This window comes from Thermodesulfovibrionales bacterium (genome assembly GCA_026417875.1).
Lineage (GTDB): Bacteria > Nitrospirota > Thermodesulfovibrionia > Thermodesulfovibrionales > CALJEL01 > CALJEL01.
The window spans coordinates 23,848-42,199 of sequence record JAOACK010000011.1 but is presented as its reverse complement, the minus strand read 5'-3'; the positions used below and the strand labels follow the sequence as shown (position 1 = coordinate 42,199).

General features: G+C 40.0%; 15 protein-coding genes. 9 read left to right on the top strand and 6 right to left on the bottom strand.

What is annotated here, in order from left to right; genetic code table 11:
* Positions 1-198 (bottom strand): GatB/YqeY domain-containing protein (locus N2257_03710; protein MCX7793500.1); only part of this gene is annotated, 198 nt, incomplete at its 3' end.
* Complete coding sequence (gene rpsU, locus N2257_03705; GenBank protein MCX7793499.1) at positions 198-398, bottom strand: 30S ribosomal protein S21; 201 nt, start codon at positions 396-398, stop codon at positions 198-200. The genes rpsU and N2257_03710, both read right to left, overlap by 1 nt.
* 181 nt (positions 399-579) lie before the next feature.
* On the opposite strand from rpsU, the gene N2257_03700 reads away from it, so the two are divergent.
* The 4 genes from N2257_03700 to N2257_03685 are packed head-to-tail and all read left to right on the top strand — an operon-like array spanning position 580 to position 5,549.
* Positions 580-3,015 (top strand): ATP-dependent Clp protease ATP-binding subunit, encoded by a 2,436-nt coding sequence (locus N2257_03700; protein ID MCX7793498.1) that lies wholly within the window; start codon positions 580-582, stop codon positions 3,013-3,015.
* 48 nt (positions 3,016-3,063) lie between these two features.
* Positions 3,064-3,570 carry a TlpA family protein disulfide reductase gene (locus tag N2257_03695; protein ID MCX7793497.1) on the top strand — a complete coding sequence of 169 codons (507 nt, stop codon included), beginning with the start codon at positions 3,064-3,066 and terminating at the stop codon, positions 3,568-3,570.
* Positions 3,571-3,603: 33 nt separating this feature from the next.
* Positions 3,604-4,131 (top strand): DUF4416 family protein, encoded by a 528-nt coding sequence (locus N2257_03690; GenBank protein ID MCX7793496.1) that lies wholly within the window; start codon positions 3,604-3,606, stop codon positions 4,129-4,131.
* Positions 4,128-5,549 carry a response regulator gene (locus N2257_03685; GenBank protein MCX7793495.1) on the top strand — a complete coding sequence of 474 codons (1,422 nt, stop codon included), beginning with the start codon at positions 4,128-4,130 and terminating at the stop codon, positions 5,547-5,549. The genes N2257_03690 and N2257_03685 overlap by 4 nt, the downstream gene beginning before the upstream one ends.
* Here the strand turns inward: N2257_03685 and proB are convergent.
* A complete protein-coding gene (proB, locus tag N2257_03680; protein ID MCX7793494.1) occupies positions 5,546-6,649 on the bottom strand; it encodes a glutamate 5-kinase in 1,104 nt (367 codons plus the stop codon). The genes N2257_03685 and proB overlap by 4 nt on opposite strands.
* The gene (gene obgE / locus N2257_03675) at positions 6,624-7,640 is read right to left on the bottom strand and encodes a GTPase ObgE (GenBank protein ID MCX7793493.1); all 1,017 of its coding nucleotides are present in this window, start codon (positions 7,638-7,640) and stop codon (positions 6,624-6,626) included. Before obgE ends, proB begins: the two co-directional genes overlap by 26 nt.
* An 85-nt stretch (positions 7,641-7,725) precedes the next feature.
* Between obgE and N2257_03670 the strand changes: the two genes are divergently transcribed.
* Genes N2257_03670 through N2257_03650 form a run of 5 tightly spaced genes read left to right on the top strand, consistent with a single transcriptional unit; the run spans position 7,726 to position 15,090 of the window.
* A complete protein-coding gene (locus N2257_03670; GenBank protein ID MCX7793492.1) occupies positions 7,726-8,961 on the top strand; it encodes a HEAT repeat domain-containing protein in 1,236 nt (411 codons plus the stop codon).
* Positions 8,958-10,349 carry a glycosyltransferase gene (locus N2257_03665; protein ID MCX7793491.1) on the top strand — a complete coding sequence of 464 codons (1,392 nt, stop codon included), beginning with the start codon at positions 8,958-8,960 and terminating at the stop codon, positions 10,347-10,349. The genes N2257_03670 and N2257_03665 overlap by 4 nt, the downstream gene beginning before the upstream one ends.
* A gap of 24 nt (positions 10,350-10,373) precedes the next feature.
* Positions 10,374-12,767 carry a hypothetical protein gene (locus N2257_03660; GenBank protein ID MCX7793490.1) on the top strand — a complete coding sequence of 798 codons (2,394 nt, stop codon included), beginning with the start codon at positions 10,374-10,376 and terminating at the stop codon, positions 12,765-12,767.
* Positions 12,764-13,570 carry a polysaccharide deacetylase family protein gene (locus N2257_03655; GenBank protein ID MCX7793489.1) on the top strand — a complete coding sequence of 269 codons (807 nt, stop codon included), beginning with the start codon at positions 12,764-12,766 and terminating at the stop codon, positions 13,568-13,570. Before N2257_03660 ends, N2257_03655 begins: the two co-directional genes overlap by 4 nt.
* On the top strand, positions 13,567-15,090 hold the full coding sequence (locus tag N2257_03650) for a tetratricopeptide repeat protein (protein ID MCX7793488.1): 1,524 nt from the start codon (positions 13,567-13,569) through the stop codon (positions 15,088-15,090). The genes N2257_03655 and N2257_03650 overlap by 4 nt, the downstream gene beginning before the upstream one ends.
* A 64-nt stretch (positions 15,091-15,154) precedes the next feature.
* Here the strand turns inward: N2257_03650 and N2257_03645 are convergent, their stop codons facing one another.
* Both N2257_03645 and N2257_03640 read right to left on the bottom strand, forming a co-directional pair.
* Positions 15,155-17,572 carry a C-type polyheme cytochrome OmcB gene (locus N2257_03645; GenBank protein ID MCX7793487.1) on the bottom strand — a complete coding sequence of 806 codons (2,418 nt, stop codon included), beginning with the start codon at positions 17,570-17,572 and terminating at the stop codon, positions 15,155-15,157.
* Positions 17,573-17,586: 14 nt separating this feature from the next.
* A complete protein-coding gene (locus tag N2257_03640; GenBank protein ID MCX7793486.1) occupies positions 17,587-18,348 on the bottom strand; it encodes a hypothetical protein in 762 nt (253 codons plus the stop codon).
* Positions 18,349-18,352 lie beyond the last annotated feature (4 nt).

Genomic DNA, 18,352 nt, shown 5'->3' with positions numbered 1-18,352 from the left:
CTGCTCAATGGAGTCCCTTCTCTGTTTGATCTGTGAGGATATAACAGCCAGACAGTCTTCATCGCTAAGGGGTTTCATTAGTTCTATCTCTTTGTTTTTGAGGGCAGACTTCAGGAGTCTGAGAACAGATACCCTAGTTCTATCCCCTGCCTTCAAGGCATTTTTGAAATCCTCTTCAATCTTTTCAATAAGAGGCATTATTTTGCCGCAAGCTGTTTTAATTTTTTGAGGGCTTTTTTACGGGCAGCAAGGGCCTTCTTCTTTTTCTTTACAGAAGGCTTTTCATAATGTTCCCTCTTTTTTATCTCAGAAAGTATACCTTCCCTCTCGCACTGCTTTTTAAATTTCTTGAGCGCGTTTTCAAAGGATTCGCTCTCTTTCACATTAACAGAGGGCAAAGTCTTTCCCCCTCCTTCCTTTTTTGAATTTTTATACTTTAACAATTGAATATTTATCTTGTCAATAGAGAATCTTCAGTAGGTGATTGACAGGTGAGGTATGAAAGAAGTATTATGAAAAAGGAGCTGTTTATGAATATAAATATAAACAATGGGAACAATCTAAATAATGGGGTGATATATGTTTGACCGATTTACAGAAAGGGGGCGAAGGGTAATAATCTTTGCAAGGGAGGAGGCAGAAAAAAGAAACAATGATTACCTCGGTACAGAGCACCTCCTTCTTGCCCTTCTAAGAGAGGAAGATGGCCTTCCGGTATTAATCCTTAAAAAAATGGGTCTTTCCATTGAAGAGATAAGAATGGAAGTGGAAAGGACTCTACCTGTAGGTACAAATGTCCTCACCTTTGGAGAGATACCCTTCACTCCAAGGGCAAAGAAGGTACTGGAACTGGCAATTGAGGAGGCAAGACTCCTTGGACATAATTATATAGGTAGTGAGCATCTTCTGCTCGGAATTCTCAGAGAGGAAGAGGGTATAGCGGGAAAGATTCTGAGAAGTCTGGGTGCTAATCTTCTTGGAGCAAGACAGCTCGCCATAAATCTTTCCGTAAGACCGAGCATGGCCACAAAGGACAAGAGGCAGCATACACCTGTGCTTGATGAATTTGGCAGAGACCTCACCCAGATGGCAAGGGAGGGCAAACTTGATCCTGTTATTGGTAGGGATGATGAGATAGAAAGAATATTGCAGATACTGGGCAGGCGTATAAAGAATAATCCTGTACTGATTGGAGAACCAGGGGTGGGAAAAACCGCAATCGTTGAAGGCCTTGCCCAGAGGATAGTTGCCGGAGATGTTCCTGAGCATCTTATAGGTAAGAGGATTGTATCCCTTGACCTTGGTGCATTAATAGCTGGTACAAAATACAGGGGCCAGTTTGAAGAAAGAGTGAAACTTGTTATGAAGGAGATAATGCAATCTGACAATATAATCCTCTTTGTTGATGAGCTTCACACACTCATAGGTGCCGGTGCTGCAGAGGGTTCTGTCGATGCATCAAGCATGCTCAAGCCAGCCCTTGCAAGGGGAGAGATAAAATGTATAGGAGCCACAACTATTGATGAATACAGAAAATATATTGAAAAAGATGGAGCCCTTGAGAGAAGATTCCAGCCCGTATATGTACAGCCCCCCAGTGCAGAGGACACGGTTGAGATACTTAAAGGTCTCAAGGCAAAATATGAAAGTCATCACAAGGTAAAGATAACCCTTGAGGCGATTCAAGCAGCGGTAGAATTGTCAGAAAGATATATTACTGATCGCTACCTTCCTGACAAGGCTATAGATGTTATTGATGAGACAGGTTCAAGACTTAAGCTCAAAAGGAACATGCCGCCCAAGGAGCTAAAAGACCTTGAGCTTGACCTCATGAGGATTGCGAAGGAAAAGAACCTATACATGAAGCTTCATGATTATGAAAAGGCAAGCGAGCTCAAGATAGAAGAGGACAAGCTGAGACGCATTTACGAGAATCTTTCAAAGAAGTGGCGCTCAAAAATTTCAAATGAGATACCAATCATGACAGAAGAGGATGTTGCCTATACTGTTTCGATGATGACCGGCATACCTCTTGTAAAGCTTGAGGAGAAGGAGTCAGAGAAACTCCTCAGGATGGAAGATGAGCTTCATAAAAGGATTGTTGCGCAGGATGAAGCCATAAGGGCTGTGGCAAGGGCAATCAGGAGATCAAGGGCGGGTCTGAAGAGCAGAAACAGGCCGATCGGTTCATTCTTTTTCTTGGGGCCGACCGGCGTAGGAAAGACCGAGCTTGCGAAGGCACTTGCTGAGTTCCTCTTTAACAACGAAAATGCCCTCGTAAAGATTGATATGTCTGAATACATGGAGAGATTCAATGTCTCAAGACTTACAGGTGCACCTCCCGGATATGTGGGTTATGAAGAGGGAGGCCAGCTGACAGAGAAGATAAGAAAGAGACCCTATTCTGTGGTGCTTTTTGATGAAATAGAAAAGGCCCATCCTGATGTCTTCAATATACTGCTTCAGATCCTTGATGAGGGTGTTCTTACAGACAGCTTTGGAAGAAAGGTTGATTTTAAAAATACAGTCATAATAATGACATCAAATGTGGGTGCAAAGATCATTGAAAGAGAAACACCCCTTGGGTTCCAGCGGGCTGATTCAGAGGATCGTTACAGAAGGATAAAGGAACATGTTCTAAATGAATTGAAGCGGGTATTTAATCCAGAGTTTCTAAACAGGGTGGATGAGATAGTGGTATTTCATCCTCTCGAGAAACATCACTTACTTGAAATACTTGATCTGCTCGTAAGTCAGCTTAATAGTCAGCTGAGCCAGAAAGGTCTTTATCTGGAGGTTGATGAAAAGGTCAAGGAATGGATACTTGAACAATTCTATCAGCCAGCATATGGAGCAAGACCTATGAGGAGGGCTGTACAGAAGGTCATTGAGGAGCCCCTCGCAGAGGAATTTATAAAGGGTAGATTTAATGAGCCTGGCAAGATAAGGGTTACCATTGAAAATGGCACCCCGGTATTCCATGCTGAAGAGGAAAGCCTCGTAGAGACAGGTTAGTTACTAGCCTGTCAGGGACTGAAGAATATGAGAAAAAAGATAAATTTTATGAAATCTCCTTATCTGCTACTTCTCTTCTGCTTTAGTCTTGTCATCTATTCCTGTCAGAAAAAGGAGGAGTTCCTCAAAGAGGGGTCTTCGGTGCCATTTTTTACTCTCAGAGCAGCTGATGGTACAAGAAACTGGTCAATTGATGATGGAAAGGGTTCTATAATAATAATCAATTTCTGGGCAACCTGGTGTCCGTCCTGTAAGGAAGAGATGCCATCAATGCAGAGATTTTATAAAAAATTTAATGGAAACGGCGTTAGAGTTCTTACTGTCCTTTACAGAGATGATCCATTCCAGGCACTGGGATTCCTGAAACAGATGAATTATGATTTTCCTGTATTTATTGATCATGAACAGAGGGCTGCTCAGATCTTTGGTCTTACAGGAGTACCCGAGACCTATATAATAGGAAGGGATGGCAGACTCCTTCATAGAATCATCGGGCCTTTTGACTGGGATTCCCCTGACTTTCAGGAATATATAAATGGCATACTGAGAAGTTAGTTTTAACAATAGAAGATAAAGTCACGGTAAGAATTGGGCAGACTGAGAGAAGCTGAAAAGGCGGTATTATTTACAGGGATACTTTTAGCTGAAGAGGAAATAACTGAGACAGTTATGCCGCTGCTCAATAAGGAATTTGGAGAGATCCTTTACAGCACACCTCTTAAGGAGTGGAAATGGACAGATTATTACAGAAAAGAGATGGGAGAAAATCTTAAGAGATTTTTTATCTTTTTTAAAAATATAATTGATCCCTCATCCCTTGCAGATATCAAGTTAAGGACAAATGAGATAGAGGAAATTTTTTCTGTAAGCGGTAAAAGGAGGATAAATCTCGATCCCGGTTATTTAACACCATCAAAGGTTGTCCTTGCCTCAACAAAAAACTACTGCCACAGGATTTATCTTGGAAAGGGTATTTATGCTGAGATAACCCTTTACTATAAAGATAATACCTTTAAACCTCATATCTTTACCTACAGGGATTATGCTGAGCCAGGAACCATCTCCATTTTTAACAGTGCCAGGGAGATGGTCAAAGATCTGCTTAAGACATTATGAAAAGGATACTTGTTGTTGATGACGATCCTCTGATCAGGCAGCTCTGCAGGGATATTTTGAAAGGCCTGGGGTTTGAGATTGTTGATACGGGTAATCCCCTCGAGGCCCTAAATATCTGGAACACCTATCCTTTTGACCTTTTGATAACAGATATAAGGATGCCTGTGATGAGCGGCCTTGACCTGATGGCAAAGATAAAGGAAAAATCACCTGATGCAGCCTTTATCGTGATTACAGGTCACGGAGATTACAGACTTGCTGTTGAGGCTATAAAACTGGGAGTCTATGATTTCATCAATAAACCCTTCAGAAGAGAAGACCTAGAGATGACCGTAAGGGATGTTATATATAAGCTTGAGCTCCTGAATGAAATAAACAGATTAAAAATGTTCACAAGACTCCATATGGCGAGTAGCGAGATAATGCATACCTTTGATATACCAACAGCTGTAAAATTCGGGCTTGAAAATGCCCTTAAAGAGACAAAGGCCTCAGAGGGAGCTATCTATATATACGAAACTGATCAAGGAAGATTCAATAAATTATATTCCATACCAGAGCACCTTGAGATGGCTGGACCAATTCTGGAGAAGGCTTTTAAATCCGACACCCCTCTTATTGATGATGGATATGTTGTTACCCAGATAGGCTCAATGAAGAGAAGTATAGGTGTGCTCGGTCTAAGGTATACCGATGGAAGACTTGGTACAGCAGACCCTGAGGCAGTCGTCGTGATATCCCGTATACTTGGGATTACCATTGATAACATACTACTCTTTAAAGATCTCAAAAATAAGATAAAGGAGATAGAAGATCTTTTAATCAGCATTATAAAGGCCCTAAGCAATGCCCTTGATGCAAAGTCTCCATGGACAAAGGGTCATTCTGAGAGGGTGAGCAGATACAGCCTTATGATAGCAGAGGAGATGGGTCTTGGCAGTGAGTCAAAAAACATTCTTGAGATGGCAGCCCTTCTTCATGATATCGGAAAGATCGGTATGTATGATTATATCCTAAACAAACCTGATAAATTACTTCCTCAGGAATTTGAGATTGTAAAACTCCATCCGGTAAAAGGTGCAGAGATCCTCCGTCCCATCAATCAATTGAATGAAGTAATAAGAATAATTAGCCATCATCATGAACATTATGATGGCAGTGGTTATCCTGATGGACTTAAAGGAGAAGAGATTCCCCTTCTTTCAAGGATACTGCAGGTTGCAGATGCCTACGATGCCATGACCTCTGAAAGACCCTACAGAAAAATACCGGGAAAAAGAAGGGCTATTGAGGAGCTGAGAATATGTTCGGGCAGACAGTTTGATCCTATGGTGGTTGATGCCTTTATTCGGGCCCTTGATAAAAGAATTTATACTGAAACAGAGCAACGGGAAGGTAAACCTTTGCTTATTAATTAACTTAAAACTATCAGATTATCTCTGTGAATCACCTCATCAGAATACTTGTATCCAAGTATTTCTTCTATCTCTTGGCTCTTTCTGCCCCTGATCTTTTTTATCTCAGAGGAAGAATAATTAGTGAGTCCCTTGGCTATTCTTACACCACTTCTATCAACGCAGTAAACAGCATCACCTGTTTGAAAATTGCCATGAACATTTATGATTCCTGAAGGAAGGAGGCTTTTGCCCTGTTCTTTAATAGCTATTACTGCACCATCATCTATGGTAAGACTTCCCTTTGCCCTCGTACCAAAGGCGATCCAGCCTTTTCTTGAAGTGAGCCTTTCTTCTCCTGGAAGGATGGTTGTGCCAAGCTCTTCTCCATTGAGGATCTTTTTAATTAATCCCTCCTTTTTCCCGTTTATTATATGGACAATTATTCCATAGCCCGAAGCCTTCTGGGCAGCGAGGAGTTTTGAGTACATACCACCTGTACCTACCTTTGTGGAGCTTCCTCCTGCCATCTGTAGAATTTCTTTTCTATGGAGATCCTTGGAATTGAGCCTCTTAATCAGCAATGCATCTTTATGTATAGCTGGATCCTTATTGTATAGGCCATTCACATCGGAAAGAATGAAGAGTCTCCGAGCTCCAACGAGTCCTGCCACAAGGGCTGAGAGATTATCATTGTCACCAAATTTTATCTCTTCTGTTGCCACTGTGTCATTTTCATTTATAACAGGTGTTATCCTGAGTCCAAGGAGGGTAAGGATTGTGTTTCTGGAATTTATATATCTTTTTCTGTCAGAGAAATCCTCTGCTGTGAGAAGAATCTGTGCAACCTTAAGACTGTGCTTTAAAAAGGCTTTTTCATAGGCCCATATAAGGGCAGACTGTCCTACAGCAGCAACTGCCTGTTTCTTCTCTATCTCCCTAGGTTTTTCAGAAAGGCCTAATTTGCCCATTCCTGCAGCAATAGCTCCTGAGGAGACAATAATAACCTCATGACCCTCCTTCCAGAGCCCTGACACCTCTTCTGCAATAGAAGAGATACGCTCCTCATCAAGACGGAGAGCCTGTGTTATTATGTTACTACCTATTTTCAGTACTATTCGCATAGAGTTTCTTTGTTACATATTTTATAACAGATTCAAGTCCCTTGTGCGTGAGAGCAGAGACAGGGAAAAAATCAAGACCCTTCTCTTTACAGTAAGCATTTAATCTTTCAAGATTCCTTCCGTCTCCTGCTATATCCATCTTGGTTCCTAATATGATCTGTGGTTTTTCAATGAGAAGGGGGCTGTAAAGCATGAGTTCTCTGTTAACTGTTTCAAGGGCCATTACTGGATCAGTCGCATCTTCTGCTATATCAACAAGATGGAGTAAGATCTTTGTCCTTTCTACATGTTTTAGGAACTGGTGTCCCAGTCCCGCACCCTCATGGGCACCCTCAATTAGTCCGGGAATATCAGCTATGACAAAGCTTTTATAATCTCCTGTTTTAACAACTCCGAGATTTGGTGTAAGTGTCGTGAAAGGATAAGGGGCTATCTTGGGTTTTGCTGAAGTGACCGCCTTAAGAAATGTGGATTTTCCTGCATTGGGCAGGCCTATCAATCCTACATCAGCAAGAAGTTTGAGTTCGAGTATAAGCCTCCTTTCTTCACCCTTTTCACCTTTCTGAGCAAATCTCGGAGCCTGCCTTGTTGGGGTCGCAAAGTGGGCATTTCCGAGACCTCCCCTGCCACCCCTGGCGACTATCACCTCCTTGCCAGGAGAGTCAAGGTCAGCAATCAATTCACCCGTTTCTGCATCCTTTATTACCGTACCAACTGGCACTAGTATTACTGTATCTTCACCATCCCGGCCGTGCATCTTTTTGCCCATTCCATGCTCTCCTCTTTGAGCTCTATAGGTTTTTTTATATTTATGGTCAAGAAGGGTATTTAGGTCCTGAGAGGCCCTAACAATCACATGACCTCCTCTTCCACCATCACCTCCATCAGGTCCACCTCTGGGAACATATTTTTCTCTCCTGAAGCTCACACAGCCATTGCCTCCATCTCCAGCTTTAACATATATCTCTGCATAATCAACAAATTTTGCCATGTAATATTATAAAGTAATTTTTTTAATCTGAGTTAAATATATTCCGCTTGACAGAAAAAGGAAATGCTGATAGTTTATTCTTATTATGTTGCAGAAGATTATTATTATTGTTGTGGTAATCATACTTTTTTTTATCCTTGTTTTATTCTCTCTTGCTGTTCTTAGGCGGATTACAAATGCAAGAAAGTACAGGGAGATGGACGGGATAAGGTCCTATTATCTTAAAATCCTTGAACAGGCACTTGAGAACAGAGATATAATTCCTGCAATAAACAGCCTGCTTTCGACACCGGGGTCAATAAAATTCCATGCAATTGAAGATATCCTTTTTAAACTTCAGGAAAGATATCCTGAGGATATAAAAGAACTCTTTATAAGGCTCGGTTATGTTAGTTTTTATGAGAGTATGCTGCTCAAAAAAAACAGGATTAAAAGGTCTACAGCTATTGATAAACTTGGGAGGATAGGAGTTGATAGTGCTGTTAATAGAATAAGCTCCATGCTTAACACTCAAGACAAAGAAATAATTTCTGTTTCCATAAGGGCACTTGCAAATATTGGTTCTTTGGAAGCCCTTGCAGCTATACTTGATAACCTCCAGGAAATTTTCAGCAGATGGCTTGTAACTAGAAAAAGTATAGAGACAGCCCTGATTAAATTTGGAGAAAAAGGAAGTTTTCTCTTAATCCGGTATGGTAGAAACATCTCTGATTCGAAGGTACTAGCCATAATCCTTGATGCCCTCAGCCATCTGAATAATGTAGGAGCCGCAGAACTTGCTCTTGATAATCTCTATCATACTGATCCAGAGGTAAGGTCAAAGGCACTGAAGATTCTAGAAAAATTTTCTAATATCTTAAATGGAAGTGCATTAGAGAAGGTATTAACTCTTGCAAGGGATCCTGTCTGGTTTGTAAGAGTTCATGTGGCAAAGATTCTCGGTACTATCAACGGTAAAAGGGATATTATGAATTTTTTAGAGAGGCTGGTTCTTGACGAGAACCGTTATGTGAGAAATGCAGCTGCCGCTTCTCTTGCAAAAAAAGGAGAGGCAGGTCTTGATGTGATACTGAGGGTTCTTAATGGAAGGGATCGCTATGCAATGGAAATACTCTGTGAAGAGATAGAAAAGACAGATCTCTACAGTATTCTTATTCATAATCTTACAGTACCTGAAAGCGATATCAGGATTAAATCAAGGGAGATATTAAATATCATGAACAGGCTTGGTTTCTCAACCCCCTTAAAGGAATATTTAAAATCAGCTGGCGGTCCTGTCAGAGAAGAATTAAAAGGCCTTTTCGAGGAAAGGACTGTATGAAGATAATTGGGGCATTAATAATCGGATTTAATTATTTTGTAGGTATATATTACGGTGTTTTTAATCTGCTCTACTCTGTCCTTCTTTCAATATCAATTGCCGTGATAATCAAGTATATAAAGAAATTAAAATATGCCCCTGTAAAGGAAATAAATTATTCACCAGAAACACCACCTGTTTCTATATTAATTGCTGCCTATAATGAAAAGGATGTTATATTACGCACCCTTGAGTCTGTTTTCTCTATTAATTATCCCTTTTATGATGTAATTGTTATAAACGATGGCTCTGATGATGGTACCCTTGATTTATTAATTAATAAATTTAATTTGAGAAAGATAGATATGGTTTACAGAGACATCCTCAAGACCGCTCCTGTGAAGGCTTTTTATTATAATCCGGAGATGCCCAATTTTCTTGTGATAGATAAGGTGAGAGGTGGAAAGGCTGATTCCCTTAATTGCGGTATCAATGTGAGCAGGTCACCATATGTATGCACTGTAGATGCTGACTCCGTCTTGGAACCAGACGCTTTGATAAGGTTAATGATACCTGTTATTGAAAGTACTGTACCTGTTGTTGCCTGTGGAGGTGTGGTAAGGGTGCTCAATGGCTCCAGGGTAGAAAGGGGCATTGTAAGAGAGGTCAGCCTTCCTGATAAGGGTCTTATTATATTTCAGATAGTGGAATATCTAAGGGCCTTTCTCTTTGGAAGGGTGGGATGGGATGCCCTTCAATCGATACTGATACTTTCAGGAACGTTCTCACTTTTTAATAAAAATGCAGTTATTTCTGCAGGTGGTTTTCATACAAAACATCTTGCTGAGGATATGGAAATTATAGTGAGGCTTCATGAATATCACAGAAGGAACAAAAAACCTTACAGGATTAAGTTCATATCAGATCCCATATGCTGGACAGAGGTTCCCGAGACCGTACAGGCACTGGCTCGACAGAGAAGGAGATGGCATATGGGTCTCATGCAGACACTTATAGAAAACAGAAAGATGATATTCAATCCATACTATGGAAGAATCGGTCTTTTTGTTTTTCCTTATTATCTCATTTTTGAGATGTTCGGACCTGTTGTGGAATTTCTCGGCTACCTGGTAGTGCCCCTTTCCTATATACTTGGTATGCTGAGCACAGAGTATTTTTTACTTTTTCTCCTTCTGGCAATTGTATACGGGATATTTCTCTCCACAACAGGTGTATTTCTTGAGGAGCTCACATACAGAAGGTACCCTGGATGGGACCATCTTGTTAGACTTCTTCTATATGGAGTTCTTGAAAATTTTGGCTACAGACAGTTAAATTCTTTCTTCAGATTCCAGGCAACCCTTTATTACTTCTTTAGAGAGAGAAGGTGGGAACATGTCAGAAAATAAAGTCCGTAAGGAGTAGGGTAGAAAATGGATTACGGAGAACTGGGTTTTATAGCTATAAGCAGGAATGATTACCAGGAAGCAATTAATATTTTCAGGAGAGCACTGCTGAAAAAAAAGAATGCAAAAAATTTTTTAGGTCTTGGCATAGCCCATTATAAACTTGGAGATTTTAAGACAGCCAGGTGGGCATTTTATAAAGCTCTTGAATTGGAACCCGATAATAAGGATATTATCAGTTACATCGTAATGACCGAAAATATTAATGATATCAAAAAAGAAGCTGATAGAAAAAAAGACTCTATATTCAGGACAGGTAAGGATTATCTGGAAATTTATAAGAAAGGGTGGTGTAAATTTTTTGTAAAAGGAATAAATATAGGCCTTGGGTTGCCAGGTTATTTTCCAGGGGAATATCCAATAAAAAAAGGTACCTACCTTAAATGGTTTAAACAGATTGCTGAACTTGGATTTAATTCAATCAGGATTTACACCATTCATCCACCTTGCTTTTATGAAGCCCTTTATCAGTACAATGAGGAATCAGAAAAGAAACTCTATCTCTTTCAGGGGATATGGGTCGAATTGCCTGAAAATAATGATTTCTATAATAAAAATTACATGCAATACGTAAGGTCAAATATAAAAGACGCATTATCAGTAGTATATGGTGATGCAACACTTCCTGAACGTCCTGGATATCCAAGCGGACCGTACATATTTGATGTGTCGAATTACACAGCTGCTTTTATATTTGGCAGAGAATGGGAGTCCTGTGCTGTAAAGGGATTTAATGAAAGATATGGCAGGGTAAAGAAAGATTATAAGGGAAATTTTTTGAAGATTAATAATGGAGCACCTTTTGAAATATGGGTAACAGAAATTTGTGATTTTCTGCAGAGCTATGAATATGATAAATATAAAGTATCACATCCGGTATCTGTAGTGACCTGGCCAACTCTTGATCCGATCATTCATCCTTCGGAGTCAAATTATGAGGATGAATTGATATTGCAGGGTATAAACGTGAAAAAAGGAATCTGTAACGAAAATGAAGACATGGAATCCATGGATATGTCCGGAGTAAAATCAGTGACGGGTAATGGCTTTTTTATTACCTATCATATTTATCCTTATTATCCGGATTTTATGAATAATGATTATGTCCACACAGACAATACTTATTTAAATTATCTTTTGGAGCTAAAAAAATATCATGAGAATCTGCCTGTTCTTATCGGTGAATTTGGAGTACCCAGTAGCAGGGAAAGTGCTCACTGGCATAGCAGAGGCTGGAATCAGGGAGGACATGATGAATTAAAACAGGGTGAAATAAATTCGATTCTGATGAAATCAATAGAGCATTCAGGAATGGCAGGTGGTATAATTTTTAGCTGGTTTGATGAATGGTATAAGAGAAACTGGGTTTTTTTACCTTATGAGCTGCCTCCCGATAGAAATCCCCTGTGGTTCAATTTTCTGGATCCTGAGCAAAATTATGGTCTTCTGGCTGCCTATCCAGGTTATCCGGGTAAAAAGGTAAATCTTTACGGAAATAAAGAAGAATGGAAGGGTGCAACAGTCCTTTATGAAAAAAAGGAGGGGCTTATATTTGAATTCCATGATGGTTCGGATGAATCAAGAATGTTAAGAAGACTTCTTGTTCAGCATGATGAGGGTTTTCTGTATGTACTTATCGAAACAAAGGGTGCTGTAGATTTTCAGAAAAGTAATTATCTTATTGGTCTAGATACATGTGATCCTTTATATGGAGAATTTCTTTTGCCTTTCAATACAGAACTCTTAAGTCCTGTTGGATTAAAGTTTCTAATACATCTTGCAGGAAAGGAAAAGAGCAGAATACTTGTATGCCACTCCTATGACCGATATCTTAATAATGAAGTGAGACCCCTTATTTCGGAACAGGGTTCCTGGGTTATAATGCAGAATAAAACCAATAATCGTAGGATAAGCAAGGATGGAAGCAAATTTTATCCATCTCGTGTTTATTCCATGAGCAATTTAAGATTTGGAACACTCTGTAATGAAAGCCGTGACTATAATTCTTTGGCAGACTTTTATTACAGAGATAATATGATAGAACTCAGAATACCCTGGAGCTTAATAAACTTTACTGATCCAAGCTCAAGAATGGTATTGTGGATGGAAAAGGAAAATAAGATTCGAAAAACTGATGGTATAAGAATAATCGTTCTATCTTATAAACCTGTCAGAGGTCATATCATTGCTGAAAAAACAGGTCTTAAAAATAATATTACTGATTCCTTACCGCATCCTCTGAAGGCTGAAAATGTCAGGACTTATTCCTGGGACGAATGGGATGTTCCTGTGTTTCATTTTTATCTTAAAGAAGGTTATTCGCAGATCAAAGAATTTTTATCAAGGATTGATTCACCATGAGGTTTTCCATAACAAGAAGGAATTTTTTAAAATTAAGTGGTTCACTTCTTGCTGCACCTCTTTTTTCAGATTTTTTGTATTTCAAGAAAGAGATACCTGTACTTCTTTATCATGATATTTCGAAAGATTTTCATGATGATTATACTATCTCACCAGCTCTTTTTTCAGCCCAGATGGAATGGCTGTATTCAGCCGGTTACGTCTCATTAACTTTTAGAGATGTGGAAAGTTTTTTAGAAGGCGATGAACGTAAGGGTATCATCATAACCTTTGATGATGGTTATGCATCTTTAATGGATTATGCCTTTCCCCTTTTAAAGGAATATAATTTTAAGGCAACAGTAAATATAATCGGAGTATATGTAGGCTCTTACATAAACCTCGGTGGCAACCGGCCTGTGCTGAGCTGGGATGAATACAGATATTTGCTCCAAAGCGGACTCGTAGATTTAGGATGTCATACCTATAACCTTCATTTTAAAAGAGGTATGCAGAGCTTAAATGAAGAGGAATTTAAAAGAGATTTATTGATCTTTCAGGATATTTTTTATTCAGAAACCGGTAAGAAGACTGACATATTCGCCTGGCCTTATGGCTTATACAATGAAAGAGCGCTGCCGTTATTAAAAGAGGCTGGATTTAAGTATATATTAACTTCTGAGGAAGGTTTTTTAAAAGGAAAAAATTTTCACAAAGTTCCGAGATTGAATATTAATAATAAAATTGATCTTTTTTCCTTTAAGGAGTATATAGGTTATATAACGGGAAGGTCTTCTATGTTAAATAAAAGGAGATATACATGAAAAGGATATTGATTCTTTTGATTGTTCTTCTAGTGAGTTCTTCTGCCGAAGGTACAGACCTTAAAAAAGCAGCAGAAGAAAACAAGGATGGAGTTAAAAAGGCCATTATTTATAAGCAAATAGGAGATTATTATACGGCAATAGATGATCTTAAAAGTGCATCAGAGGCATACATAAAAGCCCTTACATTAAAGAGGGAAATTTTTAGCATTGACGAAAGACTCAAGATGGCAATAAGGCTATCATGGGCAGGAAGGTTAGAGGAGTCCTTGAGGGAGTTTGAATACATTCTTTCAGAAGATCCAGATAGTTTAAATGCACGAATCCATTATGCAAGGGTTCTGTCATGGTCGGGCAGGCTGGATGATGCATTAAATGAAATTGACAGTGTGCTCAAAAAGGAGCCTGAAAACAGGGATGCCCTTCTTGTAAAGGCCAATGCACTTAGATGGAAAGGTAATCATCTGAGGGCAATAGAGATATATAATAATCTCCTTGAGAAGGAAGATGATTTTGATTCACGCCTTGGACTTACCTATTCTCTTGCAGCAATTGGTGAGATGGATGCAGCAGAGGAGAGTCTAAAACTTTTAAAGCCATCCTATCCCTATCAGGAAAAGGACCTTTCAGAGCTTAAGGCATATCTAAAGAATGTGAAAGGTCCGAGAATCCATATGGGCTACAGTTATTACAGTGATTCTGATGACAGTATAGTAAGCAGGTATACTATCGGGATAAATGTGAGAAGGGGACTGTGGAGATTTAATACTCATTACAGATTAACTCTAGCAGAGGACAATAAGTTTGAAAACGAGGCCCATTCATTAAGTGTAGGGTTATCTAAGGATTATGAAAGTTATGCTCTGAGTGTATCTGCTGGAATAACCAACCTTGAGAATAAAGATCCATCAACTGTATTAACTGGCAGCGCTAAGGCAGATATTAAGCTTACAAAGATCTCAGTCTCCCTAAATCTTACAAGAGATGTAATGACTGATACGGCACTTCTTATGGAGAGAGAAATTAAATTTACAGAGACAGGTATTAGGATTGTAGGACCACTTTCACATAGACTGTCATTAGAGGGAGCTTACAGGTTCAGGGACTATTCTGACAGCAATTATTCTCACGATCTGCAGGGAGGATTGAGATACATGCTTCTCAGAGGCAACCCGTCAATTAGCACCGGTTACAGATTGAGGTATCTTGACTTTAAAAAACAGACAAAAGGTGGGTATTTTGATCCAGAGGATTTTATATCCCATCAGGTATTTTTATCTCTTCAGTTCTCAAAAGAAGGGCTATATCTTTTTATCGAACCCTACGGAGGCCATCAATCATTCAGAAGATATAACCAGCGTACAGAGGATTTTTTTGCAGGTGGCTCAGTGACCCTTGGATATACAATCAGTAATAATTTTTCGATTGAATTAAGTGCAGAGGGTGGTGATTATGCAGCCGGTGCTCAAGCAGGATTCAGATACTGGATGGCTGGAATTAGTTTGAGCGGAGTTCTTTAAAAATCTTTACAAAAAGATAAAGCCCCGAATTTTCGGGGCTTTATCTTGGTAAAATTCCTATTTCTTATGGTCTATTGGGATCTCCAGGTCTTGAATTACCCAGATAGGCAGAGGCTGCAGCTGCAGTGGCACTATCTATTGTGGTATCGAGGTTATCAGGATCAGCTGTGAGAGCTGTGATTGTTGAAGGTACAGAATGGTCGAGATTGCCATTATCAATAAAATCAATAGAATCCCATATCAAAGCCTTTACGTAGAAGCGGTTATGTGCAAAGCCACCTGGGTCATGGATAAGCAGGTTCAGGTTAAAGGCTGCTCCCATTGTATCCTTCCAGTATGTAAAACCATATGGACCTGCCCAGTTTGTATAAGCTATTGTTTCTGTTGGTTCAAGGATTCCGTTTCCATTTGTATCTACAAAGAAGTAAGGAAAGGCATTTCTAAAGAAAATCCCTTTAGATGCAAGAGCTGCCTTGAGAACCTCTAAAGCTGCTTCATATTCATGTTTTTCTTGATTTAGCTTGGCAGGGGTAAGGGCAAAGTTTCCGGTATGACATTTTATACAGATCTTTGATGTTATGGAAGTAATTGTATCTGTTGATTCATCTTTTTCAACAGGCATGAACAGATGACTGTTGTCTGAAATCATATGACATCCAACACATGGACCGTTTGTTCCGGTGCCAGGTGCAGCTGGTAAGCCAATCTTATCATGGGCATAGAATGTTACGTTGTTATAATTACGACCTGTGTATTCATATCCTGTGGTAGTAAATACTGTGCCACCTGCTGCAAGATAGTGAGAGTTTATAAAGCTTCTTATACCATCTGCATCAGGATCATTTTTTATACTGTCACCTGTTTCCCTTCCTGTATGGCACGCCATACATATATTTGAGCCTTCTACATCAGGATATGTTACTGTGGCGTTATTAGTGTAGACAAAGGTAAGTTGTCCGGGATCCCTAAGGCCTCCTACATTGTCAGTATGACAGGCCCAGCAATAAAGTAGCTCAGACTGACCCTGAGTTGCTATAAAAAAGTTATTTGCAGGGTTGTAAGTTGATGGACTGTTGGCAAAGTTTCTGAAACCTGTTGATGTATGACATCTCTGACATGCGGCTCTACCTGATCTTTTCCAGTTATAGTATACCCAGCCAGGTGCATCATCACGTGTTACTGAAGCAGTATAGACATTTGTTGCTCCTTCCTTCTTTTCAAGTATGTGTCCTCCATGTGCAGATCTAGCCCACTGCTTGTGGATACTTAAATCGCTATTATGGGGATTGTGGCAGTCTGAGCATATGCCCTGATTCTGATTGCCTGGCAGTCCGTTGTGGTTACCTGAGGGATTGACAATATAGCCCTCAATGCCGCCAGTGCCTGCTACAAAGTCGCCTGTAGCACAATTGCCTCCTGCACACTGAGGTGTACTAGGGTCATCATAATGGGTATCTGCAATTATCTCCTCTATACTGCCAAAAGGGTTTACCTGTGTGCCACTTTTATCATAAGGAGTGTGATAACCACGGTCCTGAAGTGTACCATCAGCTTTTAAGAGCTGGTGGCAGGTTGTGCATGTCTTGAACTCTGCTGACCAGGTTAATGGTAAAGTTGTATCTTTTTCACCGAGAAGCCTTAAGGTATTGTGACCATCATGACAGGTCCTGCACTGAACATTCGAGGCATTAAGGATATTTGGAAGAGGATCAAGTATACTTTTAATTGTATTATAATCTGCGGTACCGCTCACAGCTGTAATATATCTCTTAGCTCCTTCATCTGTATGGCATCTTGAACATCTTGCCCTTACATCAGTTGTGCTTCCAGAAACATATGTGTGAGAATTAATTGACTTTGCATGGCCTGATGCTTTGTAATTTTCAAGAATGTTATCTCCTTCTGGATGAAAGGGCAGATGATTTGCCGGAAATGTATTGTTATGGCACTGACCGCATCTGTTAAAATCCGGTTTTGGGTAAGGCATGGGACCAAGGCCATAGTGATTTCCACCCGGTCCGTGGCAGGATTCACATCCTATAACAGGTCTGTCAACTCTGCCCAGTTTATCAACGCCGGTTGCAATAAAGAATTTTGATATCCTTTTACCGTCTCCAAGGGGATCATGACAGGTAGCACAGGTGGAATCCGAGAAAAAAGCATAGAAAGGAAAGCCGGTGTTGTCAGGATAGATGTCATATTTCTGGTGTGTGGTTGTGTTATAGGATTCATTGTTTCCGTGAGGTCCGTTGAGCCATCCTTCTTTGCCAGGTCCTAAATTACTGTCTCCGAAAGCAACAGGGAAGCTTGCAGGATTTTTTGCATCTGCGTGACAGTTATAACATTCTGTAAATCCAATATGGGCAATACCCGCCTCTGCCTCTGGTCCGGCCTCTTTTGTACTGCTTCCACAACCTGCTAATAGAGACAATGACAGAAAAAGAAAAATTACTGATACCGAGATTTTTGTTAATCCTGTCATATAAGCACCTCCTTTTAATGACATTTGATGCAAGTCCTTTCATTACTTGCATCCCTGAGTCTGTTTTTAATCTTTCCCCAGTCCTCAGGATGGGGGTTTATCCTCAGTCCTGTTTTTGCACTGTGGCACTTAAGACATACATCTCCATCAGGATGGCAGGTCTGGCAAGAGATAAGATTCTTTCTTGCCTCTCTTGCATGGGCTGATGACCACTGATGTTTAGGAAGTAGACTGTTAGGATGACATACCTGGCACTGTGCAGGAGTAAAGGTTGAATGTTTAGGGCCTCCGCTACTTACTTCTATTTCTGAGAATCCCCTTCTGTGAGAAAGAATCCTTAGGTCAGCAGGTCTGAACTTTGAGTGACATTCATTACAGAACTTTCTTGCGTCATGACATCTGTAACAGGACCTAGGGTCATCCATTGCTTTTATGGGATGAATCTCTCTAAAGTCTGTTCTGTGAGTTTTTGGCATGTAATCAGGACCTGATGTGGATACGTGAAGATCCCTGTCGATTCCACCTCCCGTGTGGCAGTCCAGACAGAAGGATTGGTCATGGCAGTCCTTACAGTTGTTAGGGTATTTTTCTGCATATATTCTGTGTTCCTCAAACCAGAAGGAACCATGGGTTTCAGGCACACCGCTTGTTCTATGACAATTCTTGCAGTCCCTGAGTTCCATCTTAGCAAATTCCCTGTGGTCTGTAAGGCCAAAAATCAGTGAAACAGAGCCGAAGATTAACAGAATAATTGTTAATATATTTAATCTCTTCACCCTT

Bases quoted from the DNA above. Each gene is read 5' to 3' on its own strand.
- N2257_03700 (MCX7793498.1), top strand. From the start codon at position 580: ATGTTTGACCGATTTACAGAAAGGGGGCGAAGGGTAATAATCTTTGCA.
- N2257_03695 (MCX7793497.1), top strand. From the start codon at position 3,064: ATGAAATCTCCTTATCTGCTACTTCTCTTCTGCTTTAGTCTTGTCATC.
- N2257_03685 (MCX7793495.1), top strand. From the start codon at position 4,128: ATGAAAAGGATACTTGTTGTTGATGACGATCCTCTGATCAGGCAGCTC.
- proB (MCX7793494.1), bottom strand. From the start codon at position 6,649: ATGCGAATAGTACTGAAAATAGGTAGTAACATAATAACACAGGCTCTC.
- obgE (MCX7793493.1), bottom strand. From the start codon at position 7,640: ATGGCAAAATTTGTTGATTATGCAGAGATATATGTTAAAGCTGGAGAT.
- N2257_03670 (MCX7793492.1), top strand. From the start codon at position 7,726: ATGTTGCAGAAGATTATTATTATTGTTGTGGTAATCATACTTTTTTTT.
- N2257_03665 (MCX7793491.1), top strand. From the start codon at position 8,958: ATGAAGATAATTGGGGCATTAATAATCGGATTTAATTATTTTGTAGGT.
- N2257_03660 (MCX7793490.1), top strand. From the start codon at position 10,374: ATGGATTACGGAGAACTGGGTTTTATAGCTATAAGCAGGAATGATTAC.
- N2257_03655 (MCX7793489.1), top strand. From the start codon at position 12,764: ATGAGGTTTTCCATAACAAGAAGGAATTTTTTAAAATTAAGTGGTTCA.
- N2257_03650 (MCX7793488.1), top strand. From the start codon at position 13,567: ATGAAAAGGATATTGATTCTTTTGATTGTTCTTCTAGTGAGTTCTTCT.
- N2257_03645 (MCX7793487.1), bottom strand. From the start codon at position 17,572: ATGACAGGATTAACAAAAATCTCGGTATCAGTAATTTTTCTTTTTCTG.